The organism is Aeromicrobium senzhongii (assembly GCF_014334735.1).
Taxonomy (GTDB): domain Bacteria; phylum Actinomycetota; class Actinomycetes; order Propionibacteriales; family Nocardioidaceae; genus Aeromicrobium; species Aeromicrobium senzhongii.
On the sequence record NZ_CP060587.1, the window covers coordinates 991,065 to 1,014,925 of the forward strand.

General features: G+C 70.6%; 21 protein-coding genes and 2 tRNA genes. 16 read left to right on the forward strand and 7 right to left on the reverse strand.

Annotated features, from left to right (window positions below):
* Window position 1: 1 nt before the first annotated feature.
* Complete coding sequence (locus H9L21_RS05045; RefSeq protein ID WP_154595419.1) at window positions 2-982, reverse strand: glutathione S-transferase C-terminal domain-containing protein; 981 nt, start codon at window positions 980-982, stop codon at window positions 2-4.
* Between the two features lie 257 nt (window positions 983-1,239).
* Between H9L21_RS05045 and leuA the strand changes: the two genes are divergently transcribed.
* Complete coding sequence (gene leuA, locus H9L21_RS05050) at window positions 1,240-2,934, forward strand: 2-isopropylmalate synthase (protein WP_154596263.1); 1,695 nt, start codon at window positions 1,240-1,242, stop codon at window positions 2,932-2,934.
* Between the two features lie 63 nt (window positions 2,935-2,997).
* Here leuA and H9L21_RS05055 read toward each other — a convergent pair whose 3' ends face one another.
* Together H9L21_RS05055 and H9L21_RS05060 are read right to left on the reverse strand one after the other, a co-directional pair.
* Window positions 2,998-3,708, reverse strand: coding sequence for a hypothetical protein (locus tag H9L21_RS05055; protein ID WP_154595418.1), 711 nt, complete (start codon window positions 3,706-3,708; stop codon window positions 2,998-3,000).
* Between the two features lie 117 nt (window positions 3,709-3,825).
* The gene (locus H9L21_RS05060) at window positions 3,826-4,713 is read right to left on the reverse strand and encodes a LysR family transcriptional regulator (protein ID WP_187411811.1); all 888 of its coding nucleotides are present in this window, start codon (window positions 4,711-4,713) and stop codon (window positions 3,826-3,828) included.
* Between the two features lie 75 nt (window positions 4,714-4,788).
* On the opposite strand from H9L21_RS05060, the gene H9L21_RS05065 reads away from it, so the two are divergent.
* From H9L21_RS05065 to H9L21_RS05110, 10 genes are all read left to right on the forward strand, one after another.
* The gene (locus tag H9L21_RS05065) at window positions 4,789-5,868 is read left to right on the forward strand and encodes a saccharopine dehydrogenase family protein (RefSeq protein ID WP_154596262.1); all 1,080 of its coding nucleotides are present in this window, start codon (window positions 4,789-4,791) and stop codon (window positions 5,866-5,868) included.
* Window positions 5,865-7,367: an L-piperidine-6-carboxylate dehydrogenase gene (gene amaB / locus H9L21_RS05070; protein WP_154595416.1), complete on the forward strand. Its 1,503-nt coding sequence runs from the start codon at window positions 5,865-5,867 to the stop codon at window positions 7,365-7,367. The genes H9L21_RS05065 and amaB overlap by 4 nt, the downstream gene beginning before the upstream one ends.
* Window positions 7,368-7,421: 54 nt before the next feature.
* A complete protein-coding gene (recO, locus tag H9L21_RS05075; protein ID WP_187411812.1) occupies window positions 7,422-8,150 on the forward strand; it encodes a DNA repair protein RecO in 729 nt (242 codons plus the stop codon).
* On the forward strand, window positions 8,150-8,905 hold the full coding sequence (locus tag H9L21_RS05080) for an isoprenyl transferase (RefSeq protein WP_154595414.1): 756 nt from the start codon (window positions 8,150-8,152) through the stop codon (window positions 8,903-8,905). The genes recO and H9L21_RS05080 overlap by 1 nt, the downstream gene beginning before the upstream one ends.
* Before the next feature lie 82 nt (window positions 8,906-8,987).
* Window positions 8,988-9,857, forward strand: coding sequence for an NAD(P)/FAD-dependent oxidoreductase (locus H9L21_RS05085; protein ID WP_154595413.1), 870 nt, complete (start codon window positions 8,988-8,990; stop codon window positions 9,855-9,857).
* Between the two features lie 64 nt (window positions 9,858-9,921).
* Complete coding sequence (locus H9L21_RS05090) at window positions 9,922-10,701, forward strand: fumarylacetoacetate hydrolase family protein (RefSeq protein ID WP_154595412.1); 780 nt, start codon at window positions 9,922-9,924, stop codon at window positions 10,699-10,701.
* A complete protein-coding gene (gene gltX / locus H9L21_RS05095; RefSeq protein ID WP_154595411.1) occupies window positions 10,694-12,163 on the forward strand; it encodes a glutamate--tRNA ligase in 1,470 nt (489 codons plus the stop codon). The genes H9L21_RS05090 and gltX overlap by 8 nt, the downstream gene beginning before the upstream one ends.
* Window positions 12,164-12,260: 97 nt before the next feature.
* Window positions 12,261-12,332: transfer RNA gene (locus H9L21_RS05100), tRNA-Gln, on the forward strand.
* A gap of 42 nt (window positions 12,333-12,374) precedes the next feature.
* Window positions 12,375-12,450, forward strand: a tRNA-Glu gene (locus H9L21_RS05105).
* Between the two features lie 711 nt (window positions 12,451-13,161).
* Window positions 13,162-13,563 (forward strand): hypothetical protein, encoded by a 402-nt coding sequence (locus H9L21_RS05110; protein ID WP_154595410.1) that lies wholly within the window; start codon window positions 13,162-13,164, stop codon window positions 13,561-13,563.
* A 342-nt stretch (window positions 13,564-13,905) separates the two neighbouring features.
* Here H9L21_RS05110 and H9L21_RS05115 read toward each other — a convergent pair whose 3' ends face one another.
* Window positions 13,906-14,433: a MarR family winged helix-turn-helix transcriptional regulator gene (locus tag H9L21_RS05115; RefSeq protein ID WP_222865859.1), complete on the reverse strand. Its 528-nt coding sequence runs from the start codon at window positions 14,431-14,433 to the stop codon at window positions 13,906-13,908.
* Between the two features lie 83 nt (window positions 14,434-14,516).
* Between H9L21_RS05115 and H9L21_RS05120 the strand changes: the two genes are divergently transcribed.
* From H9L21_RS05120 to H9L21_RS05130, 3 genes are read left to right on the forward strand one after another with little or no spacing between them, the layout of a single operon-like run.
* Window positions 14,517-15,158 carry an FMN-dependent NADH-azoreductase gene (locus H9L21_RS05120; protein ID WP_154595409.1) on the forward strand — a complete coding sequence of 214 codons (642 nt, stop codon included), beginning with the start codon at window positions 14,517-14,519 and terminating at the stop codon, window positions 15,156-15,158.
* 17 nt (window positions 15,159-15,175) lie between these two features.
* Window positions 15,176-17,350: an LLM class flavin-dependent oxidoreductase gene (locus H9L21_RS05125; RefSeq protein WP_154595408.1), complete on the forward strand. Its 2,175-nt coding sequence runs from the start codon at window positions 15,176-15,178 to the stop codon at window positions 17,348-17,350.
* The gene (locus tag H9L21_RS05130; RefSeq protein WP_154595407.1) at window positions 17,347-18,273 is read left to right on the forward strand and encodes an LLM class flavin-dependent oxidoreductase; all 927 of its coding nucleotides are present in this window, start codon (window positions 17,347-17,349) and stop codon (window positions 18,271-18,273) included. The genes H9L21_RS05125 and H9L21_RS05130 overlap by 4 nt, the downstream gene beginning before the upstream one ends.
* On the opposite strand, the gene H9L21_RS05135 is transcribed toward H9L21_RS05130, so the two are convergent.
* Window positions 18,239-18,943, reverse strand: a complete 705-nt coding sequence (locus H9L21_RS05135) for an HNH endonuclease family protein (protein ID WP_187411813.1) — start codon at window positions 18,941-18,943, stop codon at window positions 18,239-18,241. The genes H9L21_RS05130 and H9L21_RS05135 overlap by 35 nt on opposite strands.
* Window positions 18,944-19,014: 71 nt before the next feature.
* The gene (locus H9L21_RS05140) at window positions 19,015-20,439 is read right to left on the reverse strand and encodes an FAD/NAD(P)-binding protein (RefSeq protein WP_154595405.1); all 1,425 of its coding nucleotides are present in this window, start codon (window positions 20,437-20,439) and stop codon (window positions 19,015-19,017) included.
* Between the two features lie 135 nt (window positions 20,440-20,574).
* Between H9L21_RS05140 and H9L21_RS05145 the strand changes: the two genes are divergently transcribed.
* Entirely contained in the window at window positions 20,575-21,786 is a 1,212-nt protein-coding gene (locus H9L21_RS05145) for a Bcr/CflA family efflux MFS transporter (RefSeq protein WP_154595404.1), read from the forward strand.
* Here H9L21_RS05145 and H9L21_RS05150 read toward each other — a convergent pair.
* A complete protein-coding gene (locus H9L21_RS05150) occupies window positions 21,770-22,681 on the reverse strand; it encodes a LysR family transcriptional regulator (RefSeq protein ID WP_154595403.1) in 912 nt (303 codons plus the stop codon). The genes H9L21_RS05145 and H9L21_RS05150 overlap by 17 nt on opposite strands.
* A gap of 146 nt (window positions 22,682-22,827) precedes the next feature.
* Between H9L21_RS05150 and H9L21_RS05155 the strand changes: the two genes are divergently transcribed.
* The gene (locus H9L21_RS05155) at window positions 22,828-23,859 is read left to right on the forward strand and encodes an ABC transporter substrate-binding protein (protein ID WP_154595402.1); all 1,032 of its coding nucleotides are present in this window, start codon (window positions 22,828-22,830) and stop codon (window positions 23,857-23,859) included.
* The last annotated feature ends 2 nt before the right edge of the window (window positions 23,860-23,861 follow it).

The window sequence follows — 23,861 nt, forward strand, 5'->3', positions numbered from 1 at the left end:
GTCAGTCCCAGACGGACAGGTCGGGCCCGCGGGGCACGATCTGCGTGGGGTTGATGTCGGTCTGCACGACGTAGTAGTGCTGCTTGATCTGCTCGAAGTCGGTGTTCTGGCCGAACGCCGGCTGGTGGTACAGGTCGCGGGCGTAGCGCCACAGGTTCGGCAGGTCGATCAGCTGGTTCCGATTGCACTTGAAGTGGCCGTGGTAGACCGCGTCGAAGCGCGCGAGGGTCGTGAAGAGGCGGACGTCGGCCTCGGTGATCTGCTCGCCCATGAGGTAGCGGCGGTCGGCCAGCCGCTCCTCGAGCCAGTCCATCGCCGTCCACAGCCGCTCGTAGGCGGCGTCGTAGGCCTCCTGGGAGCCGGCGAACCCGCAGCGGTAGACGCCGTTGTTGACCTCGGTGAAGACGCGCAGCATCACGTCCTCCATCTCGTCGCGGACGTCGGCGGGCCACAGGTCCGGGGCGTCCGGCGCGTGCAGGTCGCGCCACTCGAAGAACAGGTCGTGGGTGATCCAGGGGAAGTCGTTCGTGACGACCGCGCCGGTGGCGACCTCGACGATCGCCGGGACCGTGATGCCGCGCGGGTAGTCGGGGTAGCGGGCGAAGTACGCGTCCTGCAGGCGCTCGATGCCCAGCACCGGGTCGACGCCGCCGGGGTCGAGGTCGAACGTCCAGCTGCGGGCGTCGTGCGTGGGGCCTGGCAGGCCGACGCTGATGGCGTCCTGCAGGCCCAGCAGGTCCCGGACGATGAGCGCGCGGGTCGCCCAGGGGCAGGCCTTGGCTGCGATGAGGCGGTAGCGGCCGGGCTCGACGGGCCAGGTGGGCGCGTCGGCGACGGGCGGCTTGCCGGTACCGGCCCGGTCGTCGACCGGCGCTCCGCCCGTGCGGGTGATCCGGTCGGGGATGTAGTTCATGTCGCGGTCGAAGGCGGCGCCGGCCTTGACGTACGAACCGGACGTGGAGAGGGGGGAGTCGTCGGCCATGCTTCGACCCTAGCCACCGAGCCCGGACCGCGCCCCGAACGCCGGTGATACGCTGACGCCATCATGCGGATCGTGAATCTTCTCGAGTCGAGCCTGCTCCGCGGGCTCCTTCGTCGCCGCGCCGAGGTCCACTGAAGGTCGGACCCCTCGGCGCGGAGTTCGGCGTTTCCGACCGCTGACCACCGCTCGACGTCGAGCCCCCGAGGAAAGATCCTTCCGTGAAGAACAACCCCGTCTCGCCCCAGCAGCCCTCACCGATGCCGTTCGGGCGCTACCAGCCGTTCACTCCCGTCGACCTGCCGGACCGCACGTGGCCGAGCCAGCAGATCACCCAGGCGCCCCGGTGGCTCTCCACCGACCTGCGCGATGGCAACCAGGCCCTGATCGACCCGATGACCCCCGCCCGCAAGCGCCGCATGTTCGACCTGCTCGTGCGCATGGGCTACAAGGAGATCGAGGTCGGCTTCCCGTCGGCCAGCCAGACCGACTTCGACTTCGTCCGCTCGCTGATCGAGGGCGACGCGGTGCCCGAGGACGTCACGATCTCGGTCCTGACCCAGGCCCGCGAGGACCTGATCGAGCGCACCGTCGAGTCGCTGGTCGGGGTGCCGCGTGCCAACGTCCACCTGTACAACGCCGTCGCGCCGCTGTTCCGCCGCGTCGTGTTCGACGTGAACCGTGACGAGTGCCGCGCCATCGCCACGCGCGGCACCGAGCTGGTGATGAAGTACGCCGAGCAGCTGCTGGGCGACACCGCGTTCGGCTACCAGTACAGCCCCGAGATCTTCACCTCCGCCGAGCTGGACTTCAGCCTCGAGGTCTGCGAGGCCGTCATGGACGTGTGGCAGCCCGAGGGGGACCGCGAGATCATCCTCAACCTGCCCGCCACCGTCGAGATGGCCACCCCGAACACGTACGCCGACCAGATCGAGTGGTTCGGTCGCAACATCAGCCGCCGGGACGCGGTCGCGATCTCGCTGCACCCGCACAACGACCGGGGCACGGCCGTCGCCGCCACCGAGCTGGCGATGATGGCCGGCGCCGACCGCGTCGAGGGCTGCCTGTTCGGCCACGGCGAGCGCACCGGCAACGTCGACCTGGTCACGCTGGGCATGAACCTGTTCAGCCAGGGGATCGACCCGCAGATCGACTTCTCCGACATCGACGAGGTCCGTCGCACGGTCGAGTACTGCACCAACCTGCCCGTGCACCCGCGCCACCCGTACGCCGGCGACCTGGTCTACACGGCGTTCAGCGGCTCGCACCAGGACGCGATCAAGAAGGGTCTGGAGGACCTCGACCGCCGCGCCGCCGAGCAGGGCGTGCCGGTCTCGGAGATGACCTGGGAGGCGCCCTACCTGCCGATCGACCCGCACGACGTGGGCCGCACGTACGAGGCCGTCATCCGCGTCAACAGCCAGTCCGGCAAGGGCGGGGTCGCGTACATCATGAAGTCCGAGCACCAGCTGGACCTGCCGCGCCGCCTGCAGATCGAGTTCAGCCGCGCCATCCAGTCGATGAGCGAGGGTGAGGCCGGCGAGATCCAGCCCGAGGAGATCTGGGGCGCGTTCACGCGCGAGTACCTGGAGCGCGACGAGCCGTACGCGCTGACGCGGTACAGCTCGGTCACGAGTGAGGACGGCAACGACGAGCAGGTCGTCGACCTCGTCGTCCGCGGGGAGGAGCGCTCCTTCAAGGGCGAGGGCAACGGGCCCGTGGCGGCGTTCGTCGACGGCATGCGCCAGGCCGGCGCCGACATCCGGGTGCTGGACTACAGCGAGCACGCTCTCAGCTCCGGCGGCGACGCGAAGGCCGCCGCGTACGTCGAGTGCGAGATCGCCGGCGAGGTCGTGTGGGGCGTGGGCATCCACGAGAACATCGTCACCGCCTCGCTGCACGCCGTCGTGTGCGCCGCGAACCGGGCCGAGGCCACGACGATCCCCACCCACTGAGTCCCGACGGACCACCGGCCCGCCAGCAGCGCTGGCGGGCCGGTGGTCTGTCCACGGGGCAGGTCACTTGATGGTGCCGGTGCCCTCGCCCTCGATGCCCTTGTCGTGGATCAGCTCACCCTCGGCGTCCACCGGGACGACGCGCGCCTGGAAGGTGATCTTCGAGCCCGCCTGGTGGTGGAAGTTCTCGCCGTAGGAGTACTGCTGGCCCGCGCCGAGGGTGTAGACGCCCGACTCCTGGAATCCGCCGGGCTTGATGGCGGCGCTGTTGATGCCCTGCGCCTCGTAGAGCGCGAAGTCGGTGATGCCGCCCATGCCCTGGGCGTACTGCCAGTCCTCGTAGCGCGGCGAGATGCTGACCAGGGACGCGCCCAGGTCGACGGCGTCGCCCTTGTTGGTGACGACGTAGTTGACGAACACGATCGGGTCGCCCTTGGCGATCAGCGGCTTGTTCGTCTTGGGGTCGACCCACATGCCCTGCTTGGGCGCCGGCGCGGTGCCGACCTGGTAGACGTCGACCGTGATGTCGCCGGCCTCGAAGCTCGAGATCTTGTCGCCCTTCGTGACCACCGGGTTCGCCCAGTCGGGCTGGTCGCCCGACGCGGCCTCGGCGTCGGCGGACGCGGAGGGCTCCTGGGACGGCGCCTCGGACGCGGCGGAGGTCGTCTCCTCCTTGGCGGGCTCGTCGTCGGAGCCGCCGCAGGCGCTCAGCGTGAGCAGTGCGGTGGTGGCGGCGGCGGCGAAGGCGGCCTTGATCGGTCGAGCGGTGTGCACGGTATTTCCCCCTGTGAATGTTGGTGACAGTGTGTCTCAAGTTACCCGTGGTGCACCGAAATTGCCTCCGTTTTGCTGTGGCGCACGCCACATCGAGGGCCGGGGGATGAGGGCCGGTCAGTCCAGCCGCAGTGCGTCGGTCACCGCGCGCAGCAGGGGGCGGTCGCGCTCGCCCGAGCGGACGACGGCGCGGATCTCACGGCCCAGGCGCCCGCCCGCGGGCACGGCGACGTGCAGGCCGGGCCGGTCGACGTCGATCGCCAGCCGCGGGAGCATCGTGACGCCCTGCCCGGCGGCGACGGCCTGCGACAGCAGCTGCAGGTCGTCGGTCTCCCAGCGCACCTGCGGCTCGAATCCCGCCTGACGGCAGGCATAGCGGACAGCCTGTCCGCACGCGGCCTCCGCGGGCGGCATGACCCAGCGCTCGTCCGCGAGGTCGGCCAGCGTGGTGCCCACCGCGAACGGCTCGCGGCCGATCAGCACGAGGGGCTCGCGGTGGACGGTGGTGGACGTGACTCGCGACGGGAGCGCCATGGGGGCGTGCTCGTAGACGTCGACGAGAGCCAGCTCGATGCGACCCTCGTGCAGGGCGGCCAGGCTGGACTGGGGCTCGGCCACCGTGACGGTCGTGTCGATGCCCGGGTGCTCGGTGCCGAGCCGGGCGAGCGCGGGCAGGATGAGGGCCTGCGCCGCCGAGGCGATGGTCCCGATGCGCACCCGGCCGACGAGCAGGTCGTCGAACCCGTCGATGTCGCCGCGCGCGGCCTCCAGCAGGCGGACCAGGGCACGGCCGCGCTCGGCCAGGACCTCGCCGGCGGCCGTCAGTGCCACGCCGCGGGGGAGTCGTTCGAGCAGGGGCACGCCGCACTCGCGCTCGAGGGTCGTGAGTTGCTGCGAGACCGCCGACGCGGTGATCGCGTTCGACCTCGCGGCACCGGCGATGGACCCGTGGTGGGCCACGTCGACCAGCAGCCGCAGGCGCGTCGGATCGGGCAGGTCCTTCACGACGAGACCTCCTTGAGGCATAAGCACAACTTATGGTGGACAGTGTGCCCCATCAGGCAGGACGATGGAACCGTGATGATCGAGAGCGTCGCCGTGTTCGGCCTGGGCAAGGTGGGGGAGCTGGTCGCGCACCTGCTCGCCCGCGCGGGTTTCGAGGTCGTGGGATTCGACTCCCGTGAGCGTGAGATCCCGTCGTTGCGGACCAGCGTGCTGGACGTGACCGACGCGGACGCCCTGCGCGAGTCCCTCGGCCGGGTCGACGCGGTCGTGTCGTGCCTGCCGTACCACCTGAACATCGCCGTGGCCGAGGCCGCGCACGACACCGGCGCGCACTACTTCGACCTCACCGAGGACGTCCCGACCACGAACCGCGTCATCGAGCTGGCGAAGGACCGGGCCGAGAGCGCCTTCGTGCCGCAGTGCGGACTGGCGCCCGGACTCATCGGGATCGTCGGCGCCAGTCTGGCGGCGACGTTCGACTCGATCCGCAGCATCGAGCTCAAGGTCGGCGCACTGCCGCAGAACCCCACCGGGCTGCTGGGCTACTCCTTCAACTGGTCGGCCGAGGGCGTCGTCAACGAGTACCTCAACGACTGCGAGGTCGTGCGCGCCGGCGAACGGCGGATGGTCCCGGCCATGACCGAGACGGAGCGCGTCCTCATCGGTGGCATCGAGCTCGAGGCGGCGCTGACGTCCGGCGGCCTGGGCACGATGTGCCAGACCTACGAGGGCCGCGTCCAGCGCCTCGACTACAAGACGATGCGGTACCCGGGCCACTTCCGCCAGATGCAGTTCCTGTTCGAGGAGCTGAACCTGCGGGACGAGCGCGAGCTGGTGGGCCGGATCCTCGTCGACGCGAAGCCGCCCGTCAACGACGACGTCGTCTACCTGCACGCCGCCGTCGAGGGGGTCTGCGAGGGTCAGCCGTTCCGTCGCAACCACGTCCGCGCGTACCGGCCGATCGACATCGACGGCCAGACGTGGCGCGCGATCAGCTGGACCACCGCGGCCAGCGCGGTCGCCGTCGTCGAGCTCGTGGCGGGTGGCCGGCTCCCCGCGAGTGGCTTCGTCCGCCAGGAGGACATCTCGCTGGACGACCTGCTGGGCACACACTCCGGCCGACTCTTCGAGACCCATGGAAAGGTCGATGCATGAGCATCACTGAGCACGTCACCGAGATCTTCGAGCGGATCGGCGCCCCGGTCGGGTTCAGCGGCGACGGCGAGATCGTCTGCTGCACGCCGATCGACGGCTCCGAGCTGGGCCGGCTGACCGCTGACACCGCCGCCTCCGTCGCCGACAAGGTGGGGGCGGCGCAGGCCGCCTTCGAGCAGTGGCGCACCGTGCCCGCGCCGGCGCGCGGCGCGTTCGTCCGCGAGCTGGGTGAGCTGCTGCGTGAGCACAAGGACGATCTCGGCGCCCTCGTCACGATCGAGGCGGGCAAGATCGTCTCGGAGGGCCAGGGCGAGGTCCAGGAGATGATCGACATCTGCGACCTCGCGGTCGGACTGTCGCGCCAGCTGCACGGTCTCACGATCGCCAGCGAGCGTCCCGGCCACCGCATGATGGAGCAGTGGCACCCGCTGGGGGTCGTGGGTGTCATCAGCGCGTTCAACTTCCCGGTCGCCGTGTGGTCGTGGAACGCCGCGCTGGCGTTCGTGTGCGGCGACAGCGTCGTGTGGAAGCCGTCCGAGAAGACGGTGCTGACGGCTCTCGCGTGCCAGGCGATCGCCGCCGAGGCCGCACGCCGCACGGGCGCGCCCGAGGACCTGCTCCAGGTCGTCGTGGGTGCCCGTGAGGTCGGCGAGGCCCTGGTCGACGACCCGCGCGTGCCGCTCGTCTCGGCGACCGGATCGACCCGCATGGGCAAGGAGGTCGCGCCGCGCGTCGCCGCCCGACTCGGCCGGACCCTGCTCGAGCTCGGTGGCAACAACGCGGCCATCATCGCGCCCAGCGCCGACCTGGACCTGGCCGTCCGCGGCATCGTGTTCTCCGCCGTCGGCACCGCCGGACAGCGCTGCACGTCGTTGCGCCGCGTCATCGTCCACGAGTCGATCAAGGACGACCTCGTCGCCCGCCTCGTGGCGGCCTACGAGACGCTGCCGATCGGCTCGCCCCTGGACGGCGGCACGCTCGTGGGCCCGCTGATCGACGCCTCCGCGGCGTCGGGCTTCGAGAAGGCGATCGACCAGGCCCGTTCGGACGGCGGCACGGTCCTGACCGGTGGCACGCAGGCCGACGGGGTCGAGGGCGGCCACTACGTGCACCCGGCGATCGTCGACATGCCCGCCCAGACCGACATCGTCAAGGCCGAGACCTTCGCGCCCGTGCTGTACGTGCTGACCTACCGCGACCTCGACGAGGCCATCGCGCTGCACAACGGCGTCTCCCAGGGCCTGTCCAGCGCGATCTTCACGATGGACGTCCGCGAGGCCGAGCTGTTCGTCTCGGCGACCGGCTCGGACTGTGGCATCGCCAACGTCAACATCGGCACCTCGGGTGCTGAGATCGGCGGCGCCTTCGGTGGCGAGAAGGAGACCGGCGGCGGGCGCGAGTCCGGATCGGACGCGTGGCGCAACTACATGCGCCGGGCGACCAACACGATCAACTACTCGACCGAGCTGCCGCTGGCCCAGGGCGTCGACTTCGGCTGACCCCGGCGGGGTGCCGTCCCGAGAAGGGACGGTGCGCTGGGGCAGAATGGGACGGTGGGCACCTATCGCGACACCGGTGTCGTCCTGCGCACCCAGAAGCTGGGCGAGGCCGACCGCATCGTCACGATGCTCACGCGCGGCCGCGGGGTCGTCCGGGCCGTGGGCCGGGGCGTCCGCAAGACGTCCAGTCGCTTCGGTGGCCGGCTCGAGCCCTTCATGCACGTCGACGTCCAGTTCGTCGAGGGACGCACGCTCGACATCGTGGCCCAGGTCGTCACGATCGATCCCTTCGCCTCCCATCTCGGCGAGGACTACGGCGCCTACACCGCCGGCACCGCCATGCTCGAGACGGCCGAGCGGCTCGTGTCCGACACGGCCGAGCCGTCGGTGCCCCAGTACCAGCTGCTCGTCGGCGCCCTGCGCGCCCTGACCGAGCACCGCCAGCCCCCGGGCGTCCTGCTGGACTCCTTCCAGCTGCGCTCGCTGGCGATCGCCGGCTACGCCCCCTCGTTCGACGGGTGCGCCCGGTGCGGGCTGGAGGGGCCGCACCGCCACTTCCACGCCGGCTCGGGCGGGATGCTGTGCGACGCCTGCCGCGTGCCCGGTTCCTCCGTCCCGGCGGCCACGACGGTCGCCCTGCTGGCGGCCCTGCTCGTGGGTGACTGGAACTCGGTCGCCCTGGCCGACGACCGCACCCGGCGCGAGGCCGGCAGCATCGTCGCCAACTACCTGTCCTGGCACCTCGAGCGCGGACTGCGCTCCCTGGCTCACGTGGATCGCTGATGCCCCGACCCCCCACACCGCACCCCTCGGGTGCCACCGCCCCGCGCCTCGCCCCCGAGCAGGTGCCCCAGCACGTCGCGATCGTCATGGACGGCAACGGCCGGTGGGCCAAGGAGCGCTGCCTGCCGCGCACCGAGGGCCACAAGGCCGGCGAGGCAGCGCTGTTCGACGTCGTCGAAGGCGCCATCGAGGTGGGCGTCAAGGCCGTCAGTGCCTACGCCTTCAGCACCGAGAACTGGAAGCGCTCGCCCGAAGAGGTGAAGTTCCTCATGGGCTTCAACCGCGACGTCATCCGCCGGCGCCGCGACGAGATGCACGAGCTCGGCGTCCGCGTCCGCTGGGCGGGCCGCCGGCCGCGACTGTGGCGCAGCGTCATCCGCGAGCTCGAGGCCGCCGAGGAGCTGACGAAGGACAACACCGTCTGCACCCTGACGATGTGCGTCAACTACGGCGGCCGCGCCGAGATCGCGGACGCGGCGGCCGCCCTGGCGCGCGACGTGAAGGCCGGCCGCGTCAACCCCGACAAGATCACCGAGGCCACGTTCGCGCGGTACCTCGACGAGCCGTGGATGCCCGACGTCGACCTGTTCTGGCGCACCTCGGGTGAGCAGCGCACGAGCAACTTCCTGCCGTGGCAGTCGGCCTACGCCGAGCTCGTCTTCAGCGACATCGCCTGGCCCGACGTCGACCGGCGTGCCCTGTGGGCGGCCGTCGAGGAGTACGCCACCCGCCAGCGGCGCTACGGCTCGGCCTGAGCCGACATCGTCCAGCGGGTCCCGGTTGATCGGGTCTCGAGTGGGTACCTCCGGTCGTGCTGACGCAGACGGAGGGACACACATGTTCGACGCACTGGTGATCGGCGGGGGACCGGCCGGCCTGCAGGCTGCCCTGACCCTGGGGCGCATGCGCCGCAGCGTGGTGCTGATCGACTCGGGGCGGTACCGCAACGGTGCGGTCGAGTACGCCCACAACTTCGTGACCCACGACGGTCGTGCCCCCGACGAGTTGCGCCGGCTCGCTCGCGAGGACCTCGCCAAGTACACGACGGTCGAGCTGCGCGAGGGGACCGTGGCCACACTCCGAGAGACCGACGACGGGTTGGTCGCCGAGTCCGACGCGGGGTCCATCGAGGCGCGCACGGTCGTCCTCGCGACCGGGATGAGCGACGAGCTGCCCGACGTCCCGGGCCTGGCCGAGGCCTGGGGCGCGGAGGTCGCGAGCTGCCCGTTCTGCCACGGCCACGAGTACGCGGACCGCCCGATCGGGATCCTGGGCGACGGGCCGCACGTTGATCAGCTGGCGGCGATGCTCGCTCCCATCGGCTCGGAGGTCATCACCTTCGGGCACGACGACCTCGCCAAGGTCGAGCAGACCGAGAAAGGGCTGCTCGCCCACCGCGCCGACGGTGACGCGGTCGAGCTGGCAGGACTCTTCCTGCACCCCAGCACGTCGCAGGCCGCTCCTTTCGCCGACCAGCTGGGGCTGGACATCCTGCCCTCGGGCTGTGTCCGGGTCGACGTGCTGAACCGGACGAGCCACCCCCGGGTGTTCGCCGCCGGCGACCTCGCCCACGTCGAGGAACTGCCCGTGCCGATGCCCTCGATTCTCGCCGCCGCGGCAGCGGGCCAGGCCGCCGGAGCGAGCGCGGTGCGGTACCTCGCCGATCCGGGTGCCGAGACCGAGTCGAACCCGTTCACCGGCGACTGACGCTTCCTGACGGTCGAGGCGGTCGCGTCGGGCGGTGCCGCCGACGCTCGGTAGTGTGGAGGCCATGCGCGTGGCCCGATTCGCCGGCGACGACGACCCCCGTTACGGGGTCGTCGGAACCGATGGCGACACACCGATCATCGCTCCTCTCAAGGGAGACCCCCTCTACGCTCCACTGGAGCTGACCGGCGAGAAGCTGCCGTTGGAGGACGTGCGCCTGCTGGCGCCCGTCATCCCGCGCAGCAAGGTCGTCTGCGTCGGCAAGAACTACGTGGCGCACGCCGCCGAGATGGGTGGTGAGGTGCCGCAGGAGCCGCTGATCTTCCTCAAGCCCAACACCTCCGTCATCGGCCCCGGCGAGCCGATCTTCTACCCCAAGCAGACGCAGGACCTGCACTTCGAGGGCGAGCTGGCCATCGTGATCGGCCGGATCTGCCGCAACCTCAACGCCGAGGACGCCCCCAAGGTGATCTACGGCTACACGGTCGCCAACGACGTGACGGCCCGTGACCTGCAGTCCAAGGACGGGCAGTGGGCCCGCGCCAAGGGCTTCGACACCTTCTGCCCGTTGGGCCCGTGGATCGAGACCGACTTCGACCCGTCGAACGTGCGCGTGCGCACGGCCCTCAACGGCGAGACCAAGCAGGACGGGAACACGTCGGACATGGTCTTCGACGTTCCCTCGATCCTGCAGTACGTGACCAGCTTCATGACCCTGTTGCCCGGCGACGTCATCCTCACCGGAACCCCCGAGGGAGTCGGCCCCATGCAGGCCGGCGACCACGTGGCCGTGACGATCGACGGCCTGGGCACCCTGACCAACCCGGTGGTGGCCGATGACTGAGACCCGATGGACGACCGCGACCGGCAGCGACGTGGTCGCACGCTTCTGCCCGTCCCCGACGGGCAACCCGCACGTGGGCATGGCGCGCACGGCGTTGTTCAGTTGGGCGTTCGCCCGCCACAACGGCGGCCGGTTCGTGTTCCGCATCGAGGACACCGACGCCAGCCGTGACTCGCAGGAGTCGTACGACCTGCTGCTCGACGTCATGCGGTGGCTGGGCCTGGACTGGGACGAGGGCGTCGAGGTCGGCGGCCCCAACGGCCCGTACCGCCAGAGCCAGCGCATGGACGTCTACGCCGACGTCGCGCAGCGCCTCATGGACGCCGGGTTCGCCTACAAGGCCTACGACACCGCCGAGGAGCTGGAGGAGCGCCGCAACGCCGCCCGCGCCGCCGGTCGTCCGAGTGGGTACGACGGGCTGCACCGCGACCTCACACCCGAGCAGCAGGCCGCCTTCGAGGCCGAGGGCCGCCAGCCGGTCATCCGGTTCAAGATGCCGCAGCGCGACTGGACCTTCGACGACCTCGTGCGTGGCGAGATCACGTTCGGCGCCGAGAACGTCCAGGACTTCGTGATCGTCCGGGCCAACGGTCAGCCGCTCTACACGCTGACCAACCCCGTCGACGACGCGCTCATGGGCATCACCCACGTGCTGCGCGGGGAGGACATCCTGTCGTCCACGCCGCGTCAGATGGCGCTGTACGAGGCGTTCGCCGAGATCGGCGTGGGCAGTGGGTTCACGCCGCGGTTCGGCCACCTGCCGTACGTCATGGGCTCGGGCAACAAGAAGCTGTCCAAGCGCGACCCCGAGTCGAACCTGCTGGGCTACCGCGACCAGGGCTTCCTGCCCGAGGGCCTGCTGAACTACCTGGCGCTGCTGGGCTGGTCGATCGCCGAGGACCGCGACATCTTCTCGCTCGACGAGATGGTGGCCGCCTTCGAGATCGAGCGGGTCAACCCGAACCCCGCGCGCTTCGACCTCAAGAAGTGCGAGGCGATCAACGGCGACCACGTGCGCATGCTGTCGCCGGAGGTCTTCGTGCAGCGGTTGTTGCCGTACCTGCCCCAGGGCGTTGACGTCGACCTCGTCACCGCGGCGGCGCCGCTGGTCCAGGAGCGCAGCAACCTGCTGACCGAGGCCGCCGACATGCTCGCCTTCCTGTTCGCCGGCGACGACTTCACGGTCGATCCCGACGACGCGGCGAAGCAGCTCAACGAGGACGGTCTCGAGGTCGCCAAGGCGGCGCGTGAGGCGCTCGCGGGTGTGGGGGAGTGGACCACCGAGTCGATCGAGGCGGCGCTGCGGCAGGCGCTCATCGAGGAGCGCGGGCTGAAGCCGCGCCTGGCCTTCGGTCCGGTGCGCGTCGCGGTGACGGGCAAGCGCATCTCGCCGCCGCTGTTCGAGTCCATGGAATTGCTGGGACGCGAGGCTTCTCTGGCGCGTCTCGACGCGGTCCTGTGACCGATGCGCGGGCCCGGTTTGGGCCCGCGCGAGGGTGTCCGGTAAAGTGATCTCTTGGTTCGGAGAGGTACCGAGAGGCACTGATCCGATACCCCCATGGGGTATGGTGTAATTGGCAACACAGCGGTTTCTGGTACCGCCATTCTAGGTTCGAGTCCTAGTACCCCAGCGAGAACGCTCGCAGAGCAATCTGATAGCGTTACTCACTGCTGGCCCCGTTGTGTAGCGGCCTAGCACGTCGCCCTCTCAAGGCGGTAGCGCGGGTTCGAATCCCGTCGGGGCTACCAGCATGAACGGCCCGTGATTCCAAGGTTTAATCGGAATCACGGGCCGTTTCTCATTCCCCCGCCAAGGCGCTGGGGCCACACTGGGGCCACATCCCGCGGATCTACTGGCACGTGGAGTGGGAGAACTTCCAGCTACCGCTGCACCAAGCCCCTAGGCTGACGCCAGAGATCCGGGAAGGTACTGACGCGTGGGAACTATCGAAGAGGTGCTCGCAGGGCTCAATGGGAAGTTCTGGACGTACGCGGACTCACGGTCGTTCCTGCCAGAGCCTGAGTACGGCCACCTTCGGCGTGAAGGGGGCTGGTGCCGGGTCGACTTGCTCGATGAGTCTCCTACCTCGTCCTTAGACCCAATCGAAGTCCCGGAGGCGCTGTTCGTCCAGACCTCCGATGGCTTGCTGCTCCTTCAGGAGTTGGCGTTCGCCTGGCAGTCGAGGAATACCAAAGCCTCGCGATGGGGCGATCATGGATGTCGTTCGCTGACTGGTCTATGTACTGGACACTCGCCGATCCGGACCTGATCACTGACCAGAGTTCAAAAAAGCGGTGGTGCTTCCGTGGGCCGATCTACTTCAAGAGCGTTGACGAGGAGATCAAGCAGTACTCGTACGTGATCACAGGACGCACGTCTCGGCGTATCATCACTGCGTTCCACGGCTTCTCGAAAGCTAACAACTGCAAGGGCTCACGCGCATACACAGGAGGGCGCTGATGGCGGCTGAAAGCAAGGACTCAGATTCCGGCTTCTCCGTCGACGACGTGCTCGACGTGCTCGGTGGCGTCGCCGAGTGGTCGGACGACGGCTCCACCGTGGTCGTACGAGACTCGTCGTGGGACGGCCGAACCTTCGAGGTGCGCCTTCCGGGCGCGGTAACCTACCTCGCGAGCTTCGCTTCCGGGCCGCTCGATGCGCGTCCGGAAGCGAAAAGTGATGCGATCTCCTACTTCGACCTCGACATCCTGGAGTTCGCCGGAACCACTCGCAGGGACGGTGACCCGATCATCATCGATGAGTCCGGTCCGCGGTTGACCATCAACGTCCCCAACGTGTACCCGCCCGGGGTGTTGGAGGGCACGGCTGAGATCTTCGCGATCGATCCGAGTCAGGACTAGCCTCTACCGTGAGCTGCCGAGGGTTCCGTTTCGAGCCGCTGAAGCTGAGCGTCGAAACGCGCTGGGGCCACACTAGGGCCACACGTGGCCACGAAATCACTCGATTCAGTCATCGACGTCCGACGTGCGAATGTGCGACTGACCTGCGCAAACGTCACTTTTCAATGACCTTCGTACGCGTCTTGAACGAACTCTCAAGGCGGTAGCGCGGGTTCGAATCCCGTCGGGGCTACCAGCGAAAAGGCCCCCGATCCTCGGATCGGGGGCCTTTCTCTTTGCCGGCGTTCAGGTGAGACGGGGAGTTCCGGAGCGCCCGGTGACCTCGGGACTCCCCGATGAGGCTCAGCAGTCGGCGATCTCGCGGCAGCTCTCGCTGTCGGGGTCCAACGCCGCGGCCGTGATGGCACGCGCGGCATCGGCCAGGGCCGCCAACTGCTCGTCGGAGAGCGTGTCGATCACGAGCCGGCGCACCTCGCGCACGTGCCCCGGTGCGATGGTCTCGACCTGGGTCATGCCGTCGTCCGTCAGTCGGGCGCGCATGCGGCGGCCACCGGGCTCCGTGCCAGGGAAGCGCTCGACCCAGCCGTTGCGCTCGAGTCGGGTGAGCGCGTGGGAGAGGCGCGACAGGGAGCAGCGGGCGCGGGTGGCCAGATCGGACAGTCCCAGCTCATGGTCGCGCGATTCCGACAGGGCGGTCATCACCTGGTACTCGTACGAGTTCAGCCCGGCGTCGCGCTTGAGCTGCGCATCCAGGGCCGGCGGCAGGATCGCGAGCAGGTCGATCAAGGCCCGCCAGTGGTCCTGCTGCTCGTCCGACAGCCACGGGACGTCGTCCGCGGCGGCTGTGGTGGGGGCGATTTCAGTGGACACGTCTCCGATGGTACCCCGGGTTGAATGTTCAAGCCAGAGCACGTAGGCTCCACTTGAACATTCAAATCAATGAGGAGAACCCCATGACCCTGCTCCGTGTCGACGCCAGCATCCAGGGCGAGATGTCCGCCAGCAGCGCGCTGGCCGATCTCGTCGTCGACGAGTTCGTCGCCAGCCACCCGGGGGTGCCGGTCGTGCGGCGTCATCTGGGCCAGCACCCGCTGCCCGCCGACGTCTGGGCCACGGCTCACGCCGCCGGGTTCACGCCCGAGGACGAGCGAAGCGAGCACCAGCGGGAGGCTCTCGCGATCGCCGAGGAGGTCGCGGGGGAGCTACGCGAGGCCCAGGCCGTCGTGCTGGCGCTGCCGCTGTACAACTTCGGCATCTCCCAGCACGCGAAGACCTGGATCGACGTCGCGCTCGCCGGTGGACCGCAGGGCACGCGACTGCTCGAGGGCAAGCCCACCGTCCTGGTCACCACCCGAGGCGGCGCCTACGGCCCCGGCACCCCGCGCGAGGGCTGGGACCACAACACCGACTTCCTGCGGCGGATCCTCGTCGACATCTGGGGAGCGGACCTGACCGTGATCGAGCGCGAGTTCACCCTCGTCGGTGTCAACCCGGCTCTCGACGAGTTCACCGAGACCGCGACCCAGATGCGCAAGACCGCAGAAGAGGCGGCGGTCGAGGCCGGCGCAGCTCTCGCCGCCCGCCGCGCGGCCTGACCGAACGGAGATCCGACATGGTGCACGAACACGCGATCCGCCTCGGCGTCGAGCTCGACGGCCGCGGCGACCCCGCGGCCGCCGTCGAGCAGGCGGTCGCGGCCGAGCGACTGGGCTACGACCTGGTCGTCGTCGCGGACGGCGGGGCGGGGTTCGCCGATGCGTGGACCATGGCGACGTGGATCGCCGCCCGCACCGAGCGCATCGCGCTGGTGCCGGTGACCGATGACGCCACCCGGCCAGCCACCGTGCTGGCGAGGGCGACCGCCGGTCTGGACCTCCTGTCGGGCGGGCGGGTGACGCTCGGCCTGTCCGGCGACGACCCTGAGGCGGTGGCCGACGCGGTCGCCGTCGCGCGCCGGATGTGGGACCCGTCCGCCCCGGCGGTGCATCGCGAGGGCCGCCATCGCGTCGCCGAAGCGGAGCCCGGGCCCGCACCGGCGCACGAGGTCCCGGTCTGGGTGTCCGGTGACGATGCCGGTCTGCTCGACGTCGCCGGACGCGTGGCCGACGGCTGGATCGGGCACCTCGGCATGGAGGTCGATCCGCTCCTGGCTCGTCTCGATGCCCTGCATCGGCACGCGACCGACGCGGGTCGGGACCTCCGCGAGCTCCGGCGCGTCGTCACGGCGTTCGACCGGGAGACACTCACCGCCGAGCAGTGGGTCGAGAGGTTGCGGCCGCTCGCCGAACACGGCGTCACGACGTTCGTCCTGCGCGTGGGGGAGTGGGCGCCCGTCGAGCGGCTCGAGTGGTTCGCTGACGAGGTCGTGCCGGCTCTGGAGGAGTCGGCTCGCCGAGCGGTCGCCGCGGGGCTCGTGGCAGCGCGACCGCTGCGTCGCGCCACGGTGCGCGCCCATCGGCGTCCCGGCATCGACTACGACGGTCTGCCGGAGTCCTTGGCCGCCGGAGCCGTTGAACCCGGCGATCTCCGCTACTCGGGCGTCCGCTCGACCTACCTGCGCGGTGGTCGGCCGGGACTCGTGCTGCGTCCGCGCTCCGTCGCCGAGGTCGTCGACGCCGTGGCCTTCGCGCGGCGCCACCGCGACGTCCCGCTGGGCGTCCGCAGCGGCGGCCACGGGATCAGCGGCCGCTCGACCAACGACGGCGGCCTGGTGATCGACGTCGGCGCCCTGAACCAGATCGAGGTCCTCGACGCCTCCCGTCGGCTCGTCCGCATCGGACCCGGGGCCAGGTGGAAGCAGGTCGCGCGAGCGCTGCAGCCCCACGGCTGGGCGCTCAGCTCCGGCGACTACGGCGGGGTCGGCGTGGGCGGACTGGCCACCGCCGGCGGCATCGGGTTCCTCGGGCGCAAGCACGGCCTGACGATCGACCATCTGCGCGCCGTCGAGATGGTGCTCGCCGACGGCTCCGTCGTGCGCGCCACCGAGCAGGAGAACGCGGAGCTGTTCTGGGCCGCCCGCGGCGCCGGGGCGAACTTCGGGATCGCCACGGCTTTCGAGTTCGTCGTCGACGAGGTCCCCGCGGTGGGATGGGCCCAGCTCGGATTCGAGGTGGCGGACCCGGCCGCGTTCCTGGCCGACTTCGGCCGCGTCACGAAGGCGGCGCCTCGCGAGACGACACCGTTCGTGGTGTTCGGCAGATCCGGGATCGCCCACGTGATGGCGATGGTCGACTCCGGTGATCCGGACGTGATCGTGTCGCAGCTGCAGCCGTTCGCGCAGATCGCGCCGATGGTCCAGCAGCAGGTCGTGATCGCCCCCTACGCCGACGTGATGGACATGTACCCCGACACGCCGCACCAGGCCGCGGGAGAGCCGATCGCGCGGTCGGGACTGGTCGACGACCTGACGCCCGAGGTGGCTGCCGCCAGCGCGCGGCTGATGAACAGCGGCGCCGTCTACTTCTTCCAGATCCGCAGCATGGGCGCCGCGGTGTCCGACGTCGCGCCGGATGCGACGGCCTTCGCCCATCGGGGAGCTCGCTTCCAGATCACCGCGATGGGTGCCGACGACGCGTCCCTGGACCGCGCCTGGGAGCAACTGGCGCCGTACCTGAACGGGACCTATCTCAGCTTCGACACCCGCGTCGGCCCCGATCGGGTCGCAGACGCCTTCCCGCCCGCGACCCTCGCTCGCCTGCGATCGTTGAAGCGCGAGCTCGACCCCTCCAACCTGTTCCGCGACAACTTCAACGTCGCGACACCCCTCACCGCCGGGAGCGCCTCATGACCGACTATGGACACGACCTGTTGTTCGGCACGTTCGTCACGCCGACCAACCACCCGCCGCACCAGGCCGTCGAGCAGGCGGTGGTGGCCGAGCGCGCCGGACTGGACCTGGTGACCTTCCAGGACCATCCCTACGTGGCGCGGTTCCACGACACGTGGACGCTGATCGCCTACGCCGCCGCCCGCACCGAGCGGATCCACCTGACGGCGAACGTCACGAACCTGCCGCTGCGTCCTCCCGCCGTCCTGGCCCGCAGCGTCGCGACGGCAGACCTGCTGTCCGGCGGGCGCATCGAGCTCGGCCTGGGCGCCGGTGGCTTCTGGGACCCGATCGAGGCGATGGGCGGACCGCGGCGCACGCCCGGCGAGTCGATCGTCGCGCTGGGCGAGGCCATCGACATCATCCGGGGCATCTGGGACACCGAGACGCGCGGGGGACTGAGCTACGAGGGGCAGCACTACGTCCTCGCGGGCGCGAAACGCGGCCCGGCACCCGCGCACCAGCCCGGCATCTGGGTCGGCGCGTACAAGCCTCGGATCCTGCGCCTGACCGGCCGGCTCGCCGACGGGTGGTTGCCGTCGCTGCAGTACCTGCCCGGTGGTGTCGCCGACCTCGCCGAGATGAACGAGCGCATCGACGGCGCGGCCGAGAGCGCCGGTCGGAGCCCGCGCGACGTCCGGCGGATGCTCAACATCGTGGGCCGGTTCAGCACGACCAGCAGCGGCTTCCTCGACGGCCCGCCGGAGCAGTGGGTCGAGGAGCTGGTCGACACGACGCTGACCTACGGGACGACCGGCTTCATCCTCGCGTCCGATGACACGGCCACCACCGAGCTGTTCGCCCACGAGGTGGCCCCGGCCGTCCGCGACGAGGTGCGCAGGGCGCGGGCTAGCTCGGGTCGCACGTCGCCAGCATCTCGGTGAGCGCGCGCGCCTCGCTGCGATCGACCGCCAGCTGCCAGCGGTGCTTCACGTCGATCCAGTGGGTCGCGTAGGCGCACTGGAACGGCGCCTTCGGCCGCCAGGCCGCGGGGTCGCTCGAGCCCTTCGAGGCGTTGGTCGGGCCGTCGGAGGCGAGCAGGACCTCGAGGTCGTTGGCGAACCGCTCGCGCCGCTCGGCCGGCCACGCGTGAGCACCGGACACCCATGCCTCGGCGAGGGGGACGACGTGGTCGATCTGGATCGCCTGCGCCTGGCGCTGGTCCTTCAGGTCGGTGAAGGTGAGCTGCGTGCCGCTGTACGGGTCGACCCACGTGCCGGCCAGCACGTCGTGCGGGCACGAGCGTTGAGCCTGCACGACGGTCGTGCCCGGGACGGCATCGCGCAGCAGCACGTCGTCGCGCTGGTTGCAGCCGTTGCCGTCGACGTCCTTCCACGCGGTGCCGAACTCGCGGCGTGAGTAGTCCGGAACTCCGGCGGGGCGTCGTTCGGCGACGCGCAGGGCCGGCAGCTGCTCCCGCGCGGTCGACGGCGAGTACGACGGGGCGGGCGCCACCGCCTCGGTGTCGTCGAAGGGGTCGCTCGCCTGCTCGAGCAGGTCACAGCCGGCGAGCGGCAGGAGCAGCACGGCGAGGATCGCAGCTCGGATTCTCACGGGAGTCACCCTGTCAGGCGGCGCCGACCGTTCCGGCGGGTGGGAGGTGCCCGCGTGCGCGAGTGCTCTTGCTACGGAGAGACGCCCTCGGTCACGGCTCCGGAGGCGCTGGCCGACAGCACGGCACCGGCGACCGCGAGTGCCTGGTTGCGGATGTCGGGGACGGCCGTCGACTCCCACAGTTCGCCACGGCGCAGGGCACCCAGGACCCAGATCGGCGCCTGCGGCCGGCCGGACGAGCTCACGAGGCGACCGCCGCGCGTGCGAAAGCCCATGCCCGCGGTGGCGGGGACGGCGAGGCTGCCGTCGGGGCGGGACCGCAGGAGGTCGTCGAGCAGCGGGTCGTGGAGGTTACGGACGTCGGTGTCGGGCCCGGTGGCGTTCACGACCCACCCGACGTCGCGCACGCTGCCGTTCGAAAGGTGCACGCGCAGCCCGTCGTCCAGGGCCTCGGCGTCCGTCACCCGGGCCGCCGACGTGGTCAGCCGGCCGCCGACGTGCAGGTCGTCGATGCGGCGCGCGCTCGGCGCCGGGATGCGGTGCCGGACCCGGTTCCACTCGCCGGCGTGGTCGCGCAGGAACCTCAGCCGGTCGGCATCGTCGAGCCGTCCCCAGAGGTCCTGAACGAGATGGCGCAGGCCGTCGACGCCGGGGCGCCAGTCGCCGGTCAGCCGTTCGGCATCGGCCAGATGGGCGCGGACGTGGGACACGATGGTGTCGAGCCCGTGGCCCCACTCGCTGATGTCGGGGACGGCGGGCGCCTGCGGTCCGTCCGCGTGGCGGCGGGGCATCTCACCGCTGCGGCTCACGGCGTGGACGCAGCGGTCGCCGCGGGCGTTCGTGGTGACGGTCGAGGCGATGTCGACCATGGTCAGGCCGGTGCCGACGATCAGGACGTCGGGCAGGGACGCGACGTCGTAGCGCACCTGCTCTAACATCCCCGGTGCCCACGGGTCGGCCAGGAATCGCTCGCTGTCGCGCAGCGCCGGGGGCGCCCAGGCCACCGAGGGAGCCGGGAGGCCGGTGCCGATGACGAGGGACTGCGCCGTGACGGTGCTGCGGTCGTCGAGGGTCACCGTGACGCCGCCGGGGTGGGGCTCGACCGCGACAGCGCGACGGCGCAGATGGCGCAGGGTGACGCGGGGCCCGGCGTCCGCCAGGGCACTCGAGAGCGTCTCGGCCACGTAACGGCCCCAGGCGGCGCGAGGGGCGAACTCGTGCGGGTCGACCTCGGCGCCCGTCGTCGCCGCGCGCCACTGGGCGAAGTGGCCGGGATCGTCCGGGAGGGCGCTCATGCCCGACGCCGGGACGTTCAGCAGGTGGGTCGGGTCGGTCGTGCCGAACGCCGTGCCGGTTCCCAGCTCCGGGGCGGGGTCGATGACCACCAGATCCACGCCGTGCGTCGCCTCACGCGCGAGGTGCAACGCCGTCAGGGAGCCCGCGGCACCACCACCGACGAGGACGACGGTGGGACGGATGGGCGGGCGTCCGGGCATGTTGTCAAGTAAACCGCACGACTTACAGATATTCGGTGCGGGCCGCGCCCGCGTGACAGGCGACACCGTCCACCCGCACGGCAGACCCACGTGGCGAACGGGAATGGAACGCACGCCGCGGACACTGATCCGCACATGACCTCGACGACCTCGGTTCGAGCGCCCGCGCGCCCCGCCGTGACCCTCCCGACGCCCCGGCTGGCCCTGTTCGCCCTCATCGCCGCGGCCTCGCCCCTGGCGATCGACCTGTACCTGGCCAGCTTCCCCGCGATCGAGGAGGACCTGCGCACCAGTCCGGCGATGGTGCAGCTGACGCTGACCGCCTACATCGCCGGAGTGGCGATCGGCCAGCCGATCTGGGGACCGCTGTCAGATCGGTTCGGTCGTCACCGTCCGCTCGTGATCAGCAACGCCCTGACCCTGGCCGCCTCCGTCGCGGTGGTGCTGTCGCCCACCATCGAGACACTGATCGGGGCGCGGTTCGTCCAGGCGCTGGCCGCCTCGGCGGGGATGGTCGTCGTGCGCGCGATGATCTCGGACCTCACCGAAGGGCTGGAGGGCGTGCGGGCGCTGGCCCTGATGATGACCGTCCATGCCGTCGTGCCCGTCGTCGCACCGGTCCTGGGCGGGGTGCTGTCCACGGTCCTGCCCTGGCGCGGGGTGCTGAGCGTGTTCGCCGGGTTCGTGGCACTGCAGCTGGTGGCCTCGGTGCTGCTCGTGCGCGAGACGCTGCCGCACCACCGGCGTGCACGGCGGCTGTCCTACCTCGATCTGGCTCGGGTCATGCGCCGCGGGCGTTTCGTCCTGCACGCCACGACCGTGGGCCTGACGGTCGGAGCCGTGATGAGCTTCATCGCCGCCTCGTCGTTCGTCTACCAGGACGTGCTGGGGCTGTCGCCACTCGCGTACGGGGCGAGCTTCGGCCTCAACGCCTGCGGCATGGTCGGCGCCGGACTCGTGTCGGCCCGGCTCGCGCGCAGCGGCGTGCAACCGGTCCGGACCATGTCGGTCGGCTTCGTCGGCGCCCTGTCCGCCGGGGTGGCGATGGTCGTCGTCGCCGCGTCGCCGATGCCCGTCCTGCTCGTCGGGCCGGTGATGGTCCAGGTGTTCTTCCTCAACCTGGTCATGAGCAACGGCATGGGCCTGGCCATGGCCCAGACGCAGGGTCTGACCGGTGCGGGCTCGGCGATGCTCGGGTTCTGGATGTTCGCGATCAGCGCCCTGGTCACGCCGATCTCCGGGTGGCTCGCCGGGTCGCGCCCCGAGGTGGCGATGGCCGCCGTCATGGCCGTGCTGACGGCGGCGGCAGCGGCGGTCTTCGCGTCAGGACTCAGGCTGGCGCGTTGACGTGCAGGCCCGCGTGATGGGCCAGGAGGTCGAACAGGGCGCGGGCCGACGGGGTGGGCCGGGCGCTGCGACGCCGCAGCATCACCATCCGGATGACGGTCTCCTCGTCCTGGATCGGCCGGAACGCCAAGGTGCCGTTGGCCTCCAGGGGGTCGTCGTGCAGGGCGAAGTCGGGCATCAGGGACACGCCGATCCCCGACGACACCATCTGCTTGCAGACGTCGGCGCTGTCGGCGGTGTGCCACGTCAGCGGCGGTGAGTCGCCGAACACGCGCTGGGCCACGCGGTGCATGAGGTAACCGGCGCGGGCCCCGACGAACACCTCCTGGCGCAGGTCGTCGACGGACACGCGCTCCTGCCGGGCCAAGGGCGCGCCGCCGGGCAGCACGGCCACCGGGCGGCCATGGACGAGCTCGGTCGCCACGAGCTCGGGATGGACGTCGTCGCCGGGCAGCAGGCTGATCAGGCCGATGTCGAGCGAGCCGTCGCGCAAGCCGTCGTTCACCTCCTCGTGCCGCAGCTGGCGCAGGTCGACGGAGGTGTGCTGGTGGTCGACCTCGTGACTGCGCATCGCCGGCAGCACGATCGCGGTCACGCCGAAGTACACGCTGCCGACGCGCACCGGGCGGTGGAACTGGGACTCGCCGCGCGCGGCGGACCGCAACCGGTCGACGGAGTCGAGGACCTCGAGGATCCGGGGGAGGAGTTCGCGCCCCGTGGCGTTGATGCGCGTGCCGGAGCGGTGCCGGTCCAGCAGCGTCACGCCCAGCTCGCGCTCGAGCTTCGTGACCGCCTCGCTCAGCGCCGGCAGGGACACGTGGAGGTGCTCGCCGGCCCGACGCAGCGAGCCGTGCTCGCCGACGGCACGGACGTACTCCAGTTGCTCCAGACGCATGGCTTCCTCCCGATTCCCCGGTGACGCTACGTGATCGGCAGGGCCGTTCACGTGATCTCCCGGTGCGTGAGACGGCCCCGGACGGGATCGGCGCGTCCCTAGCGTCGTCGACCAGTACCCGCCCTCCACGAGACAAGGCACCTCGCATGAACCACCCCCGCAGCCATCGCTCCACCCGCACCCTGGTCGTCGCCGCCACCGTCGCGCTCGCCGCGGCCGGCCTGACCGCCTGTGGCAGCGCCGGCGCGGACTCGGAAGGGGAGGAGACCACGATCCGCTACCAGAGCTACGCCGGGGCGGTCGACGCCTTCCTGCTCGCCGACGCCCTCGGCGAGTTCGAGGGCCTGACGCTCAAGCGGGTCGGCGACGTCACCGGCGGCCCGCAGGCGCTGCAGGCCCTGGTCTCGAACCAGACCGACATCGGCGGATCGGCGTTCTACGGCGCCATCGCCCAGTTGGTGGCCACCGGGGCGCCGATCAAGGCGGTCATCCCGTTCTACGGCTCGAACCGGACCACCAACTCGCAGGTCGTCGTCCTGGACGACTCGTCGATCAAGGGCGCCAAGGACCTGATCGGCAAGAAGGTCGCCGTCAACACGCTCGGGGCCAACTCCGAGGCCGTGCTCGACACCTGGTTCGACCAGGAGGGCCTGAGCCAGGCCCAGCAGGACGAGATCACGCTCGTCCCGCTGCCCCCGCTCAACACGCCCGAGGCGCTCGGCAACGGCAAGGTCGACGCCGCCGTGGTCAGCTTCCAGAGCAAGCAGCAGACCGCGAAGCAGTACAGGATCCGGGCGCTGGTCAGCGACGTCGAGGTCGTGGGCGAGCCCTACGCCGGTGGCGGACTGACGTTGCGCGAGGAGTTCATCGAGAAGAACCCCCGGACCTCGCGCCAGATCGTCGAGGGCGTCGCCGCGGCGATCGAGTTCATCGAGACCCACGAGAAGCAGGAGATCTTCGACGTCTACTTCCCGTACCTGGAGAAGGAGGGCTACGGCGACTACATCGAGCCGATCCGCACGAACTTCCCGGGCACGCTCGGCATCGACGCGAAGCCGACCATCGCCGACGAGGACATCCAGCGCTGGGTCGACTGGCTGGACAGCCGGGGCGACATCGACGCCAAGGACATCGACGTCTCGGACGTCTACACCAACGAGCTCAACCCGAACGCCTGAGG

Excerpts from the sequence above, each read along its gene's own strand:
- amaB (WP_154595416.1), top strand. The coding sequence starts at position 5,865 with ATGAGCATCACTGAGCACGTCACCGAGATCTTCGAGCGGATCGGCGCC.
- H9L21_RS05045 (WP_154595419.1), bottom strand. The coding sequence starts at position 982 with ATGGCCGACGACTCCCCCCTCTCCACGTCCGGTTCGTACGTCAAGGCC.
- H9L21_RS05130 (WP_154595407.1), top strand. The coding sequence starts at position 17,347 with ATGACCGACTATGGACACGACCTGTTGTTCGGCACGTTCGTCACGCCG.
- H9L21_RS05150 (WP_154595403.1), bottom strand. The coding sequence starts at position 22,681 with ATGCGTCTGGAGCAACTGGAGTACGTCCGTGCCGTCGGCGAGCACGGC.
- H9L21_RS05155 (WP_154595402.1), top strand. The coding sequence starts at position 22,828 with ATGAACCACCCCCGCAGCCATCGCTCCACCCGCACCCTGGTCGTCGCC.
- H9L21_RS05080 (WP_154595414.1), top strand. The coding sequence starts at position 8,150 with ATGCCCCGACCCCCCACACCGCACCCCTCGGGTGCCACCGCCCCGCGC.
- H9L21_RS05065 (WP_154596262.1), top strand. The coding sequence starts at position 4,789 with ATGATCGAGAGCGTCGCCGTGTTCGGCCTGGGCAAGGTGGGGGAGCTG.
- gltX (WP_154595411.1), top strand. The coding sequence starts at position 10,694 with ATGACTGAGACCCGATGGACGACCGCGACCGGCAGCGACGTGGTCGCA.
- H9L21_RS05090 (WP_154595412.1), top strand. The coding sequence starts at position 9,922 with ATGCGCGTGGCCCGATTCGCCGGCGACGACGACCCCCGTTACGGGGTC.
- leuA (WP_154596263.1), top strand. The coding sequence starts at position 1,240 with ATGCCGTTCGGGCGCTACCAGCCGTTCACTCCCGTCGACCTGCCGGAC.
- H9L21_RS05125 (WP_154595408.1), top strand. The coding sequence starts at position 15,176 with ATGGTGCACGAACACGCGATCCGCCTCGGCGTCGAGCTCGACGGCCGC.
- H9L21_RS05120 (WP_154595409.1), top strand. The coding sequence starts at position 14,517 with ATGACCCTGCTCCGTGTCGACGCCAGCATCCAGGGCGAGATGTCCGCC.
- H9L21_RS05110 (WP_154595410.1), top strand. The coding sequence starts at position 13,162 with ATGGCGGCTGAAAGCAAGGACTCAGATTCCGGCTTCTCCGTCGACGAC.
- H9L21_RS05085 (WP_154595413.1), top strand. The coding sequence starts at position 8,988 with ATGTTCGACGCACTGGTGATCGGCGGGGGACCGGCCGGCCTGCAGGCT.
- H9L21_RS05145 (WP_154595404.1), top strand. The coding sequence starts at position 20,575 with ATGACCTCGACGACCTCGGTTCGAGCGCCCGCGCGCCCCGCCGTGACC.
- H9L21_RS05140 (WP_154595405.1), bottom strand. The coding sequence starts at position 20,439 with ATGCCCGGACGCCCGCCCATCCGTCCCACCGTCGTCCTCGTCGGTGGT.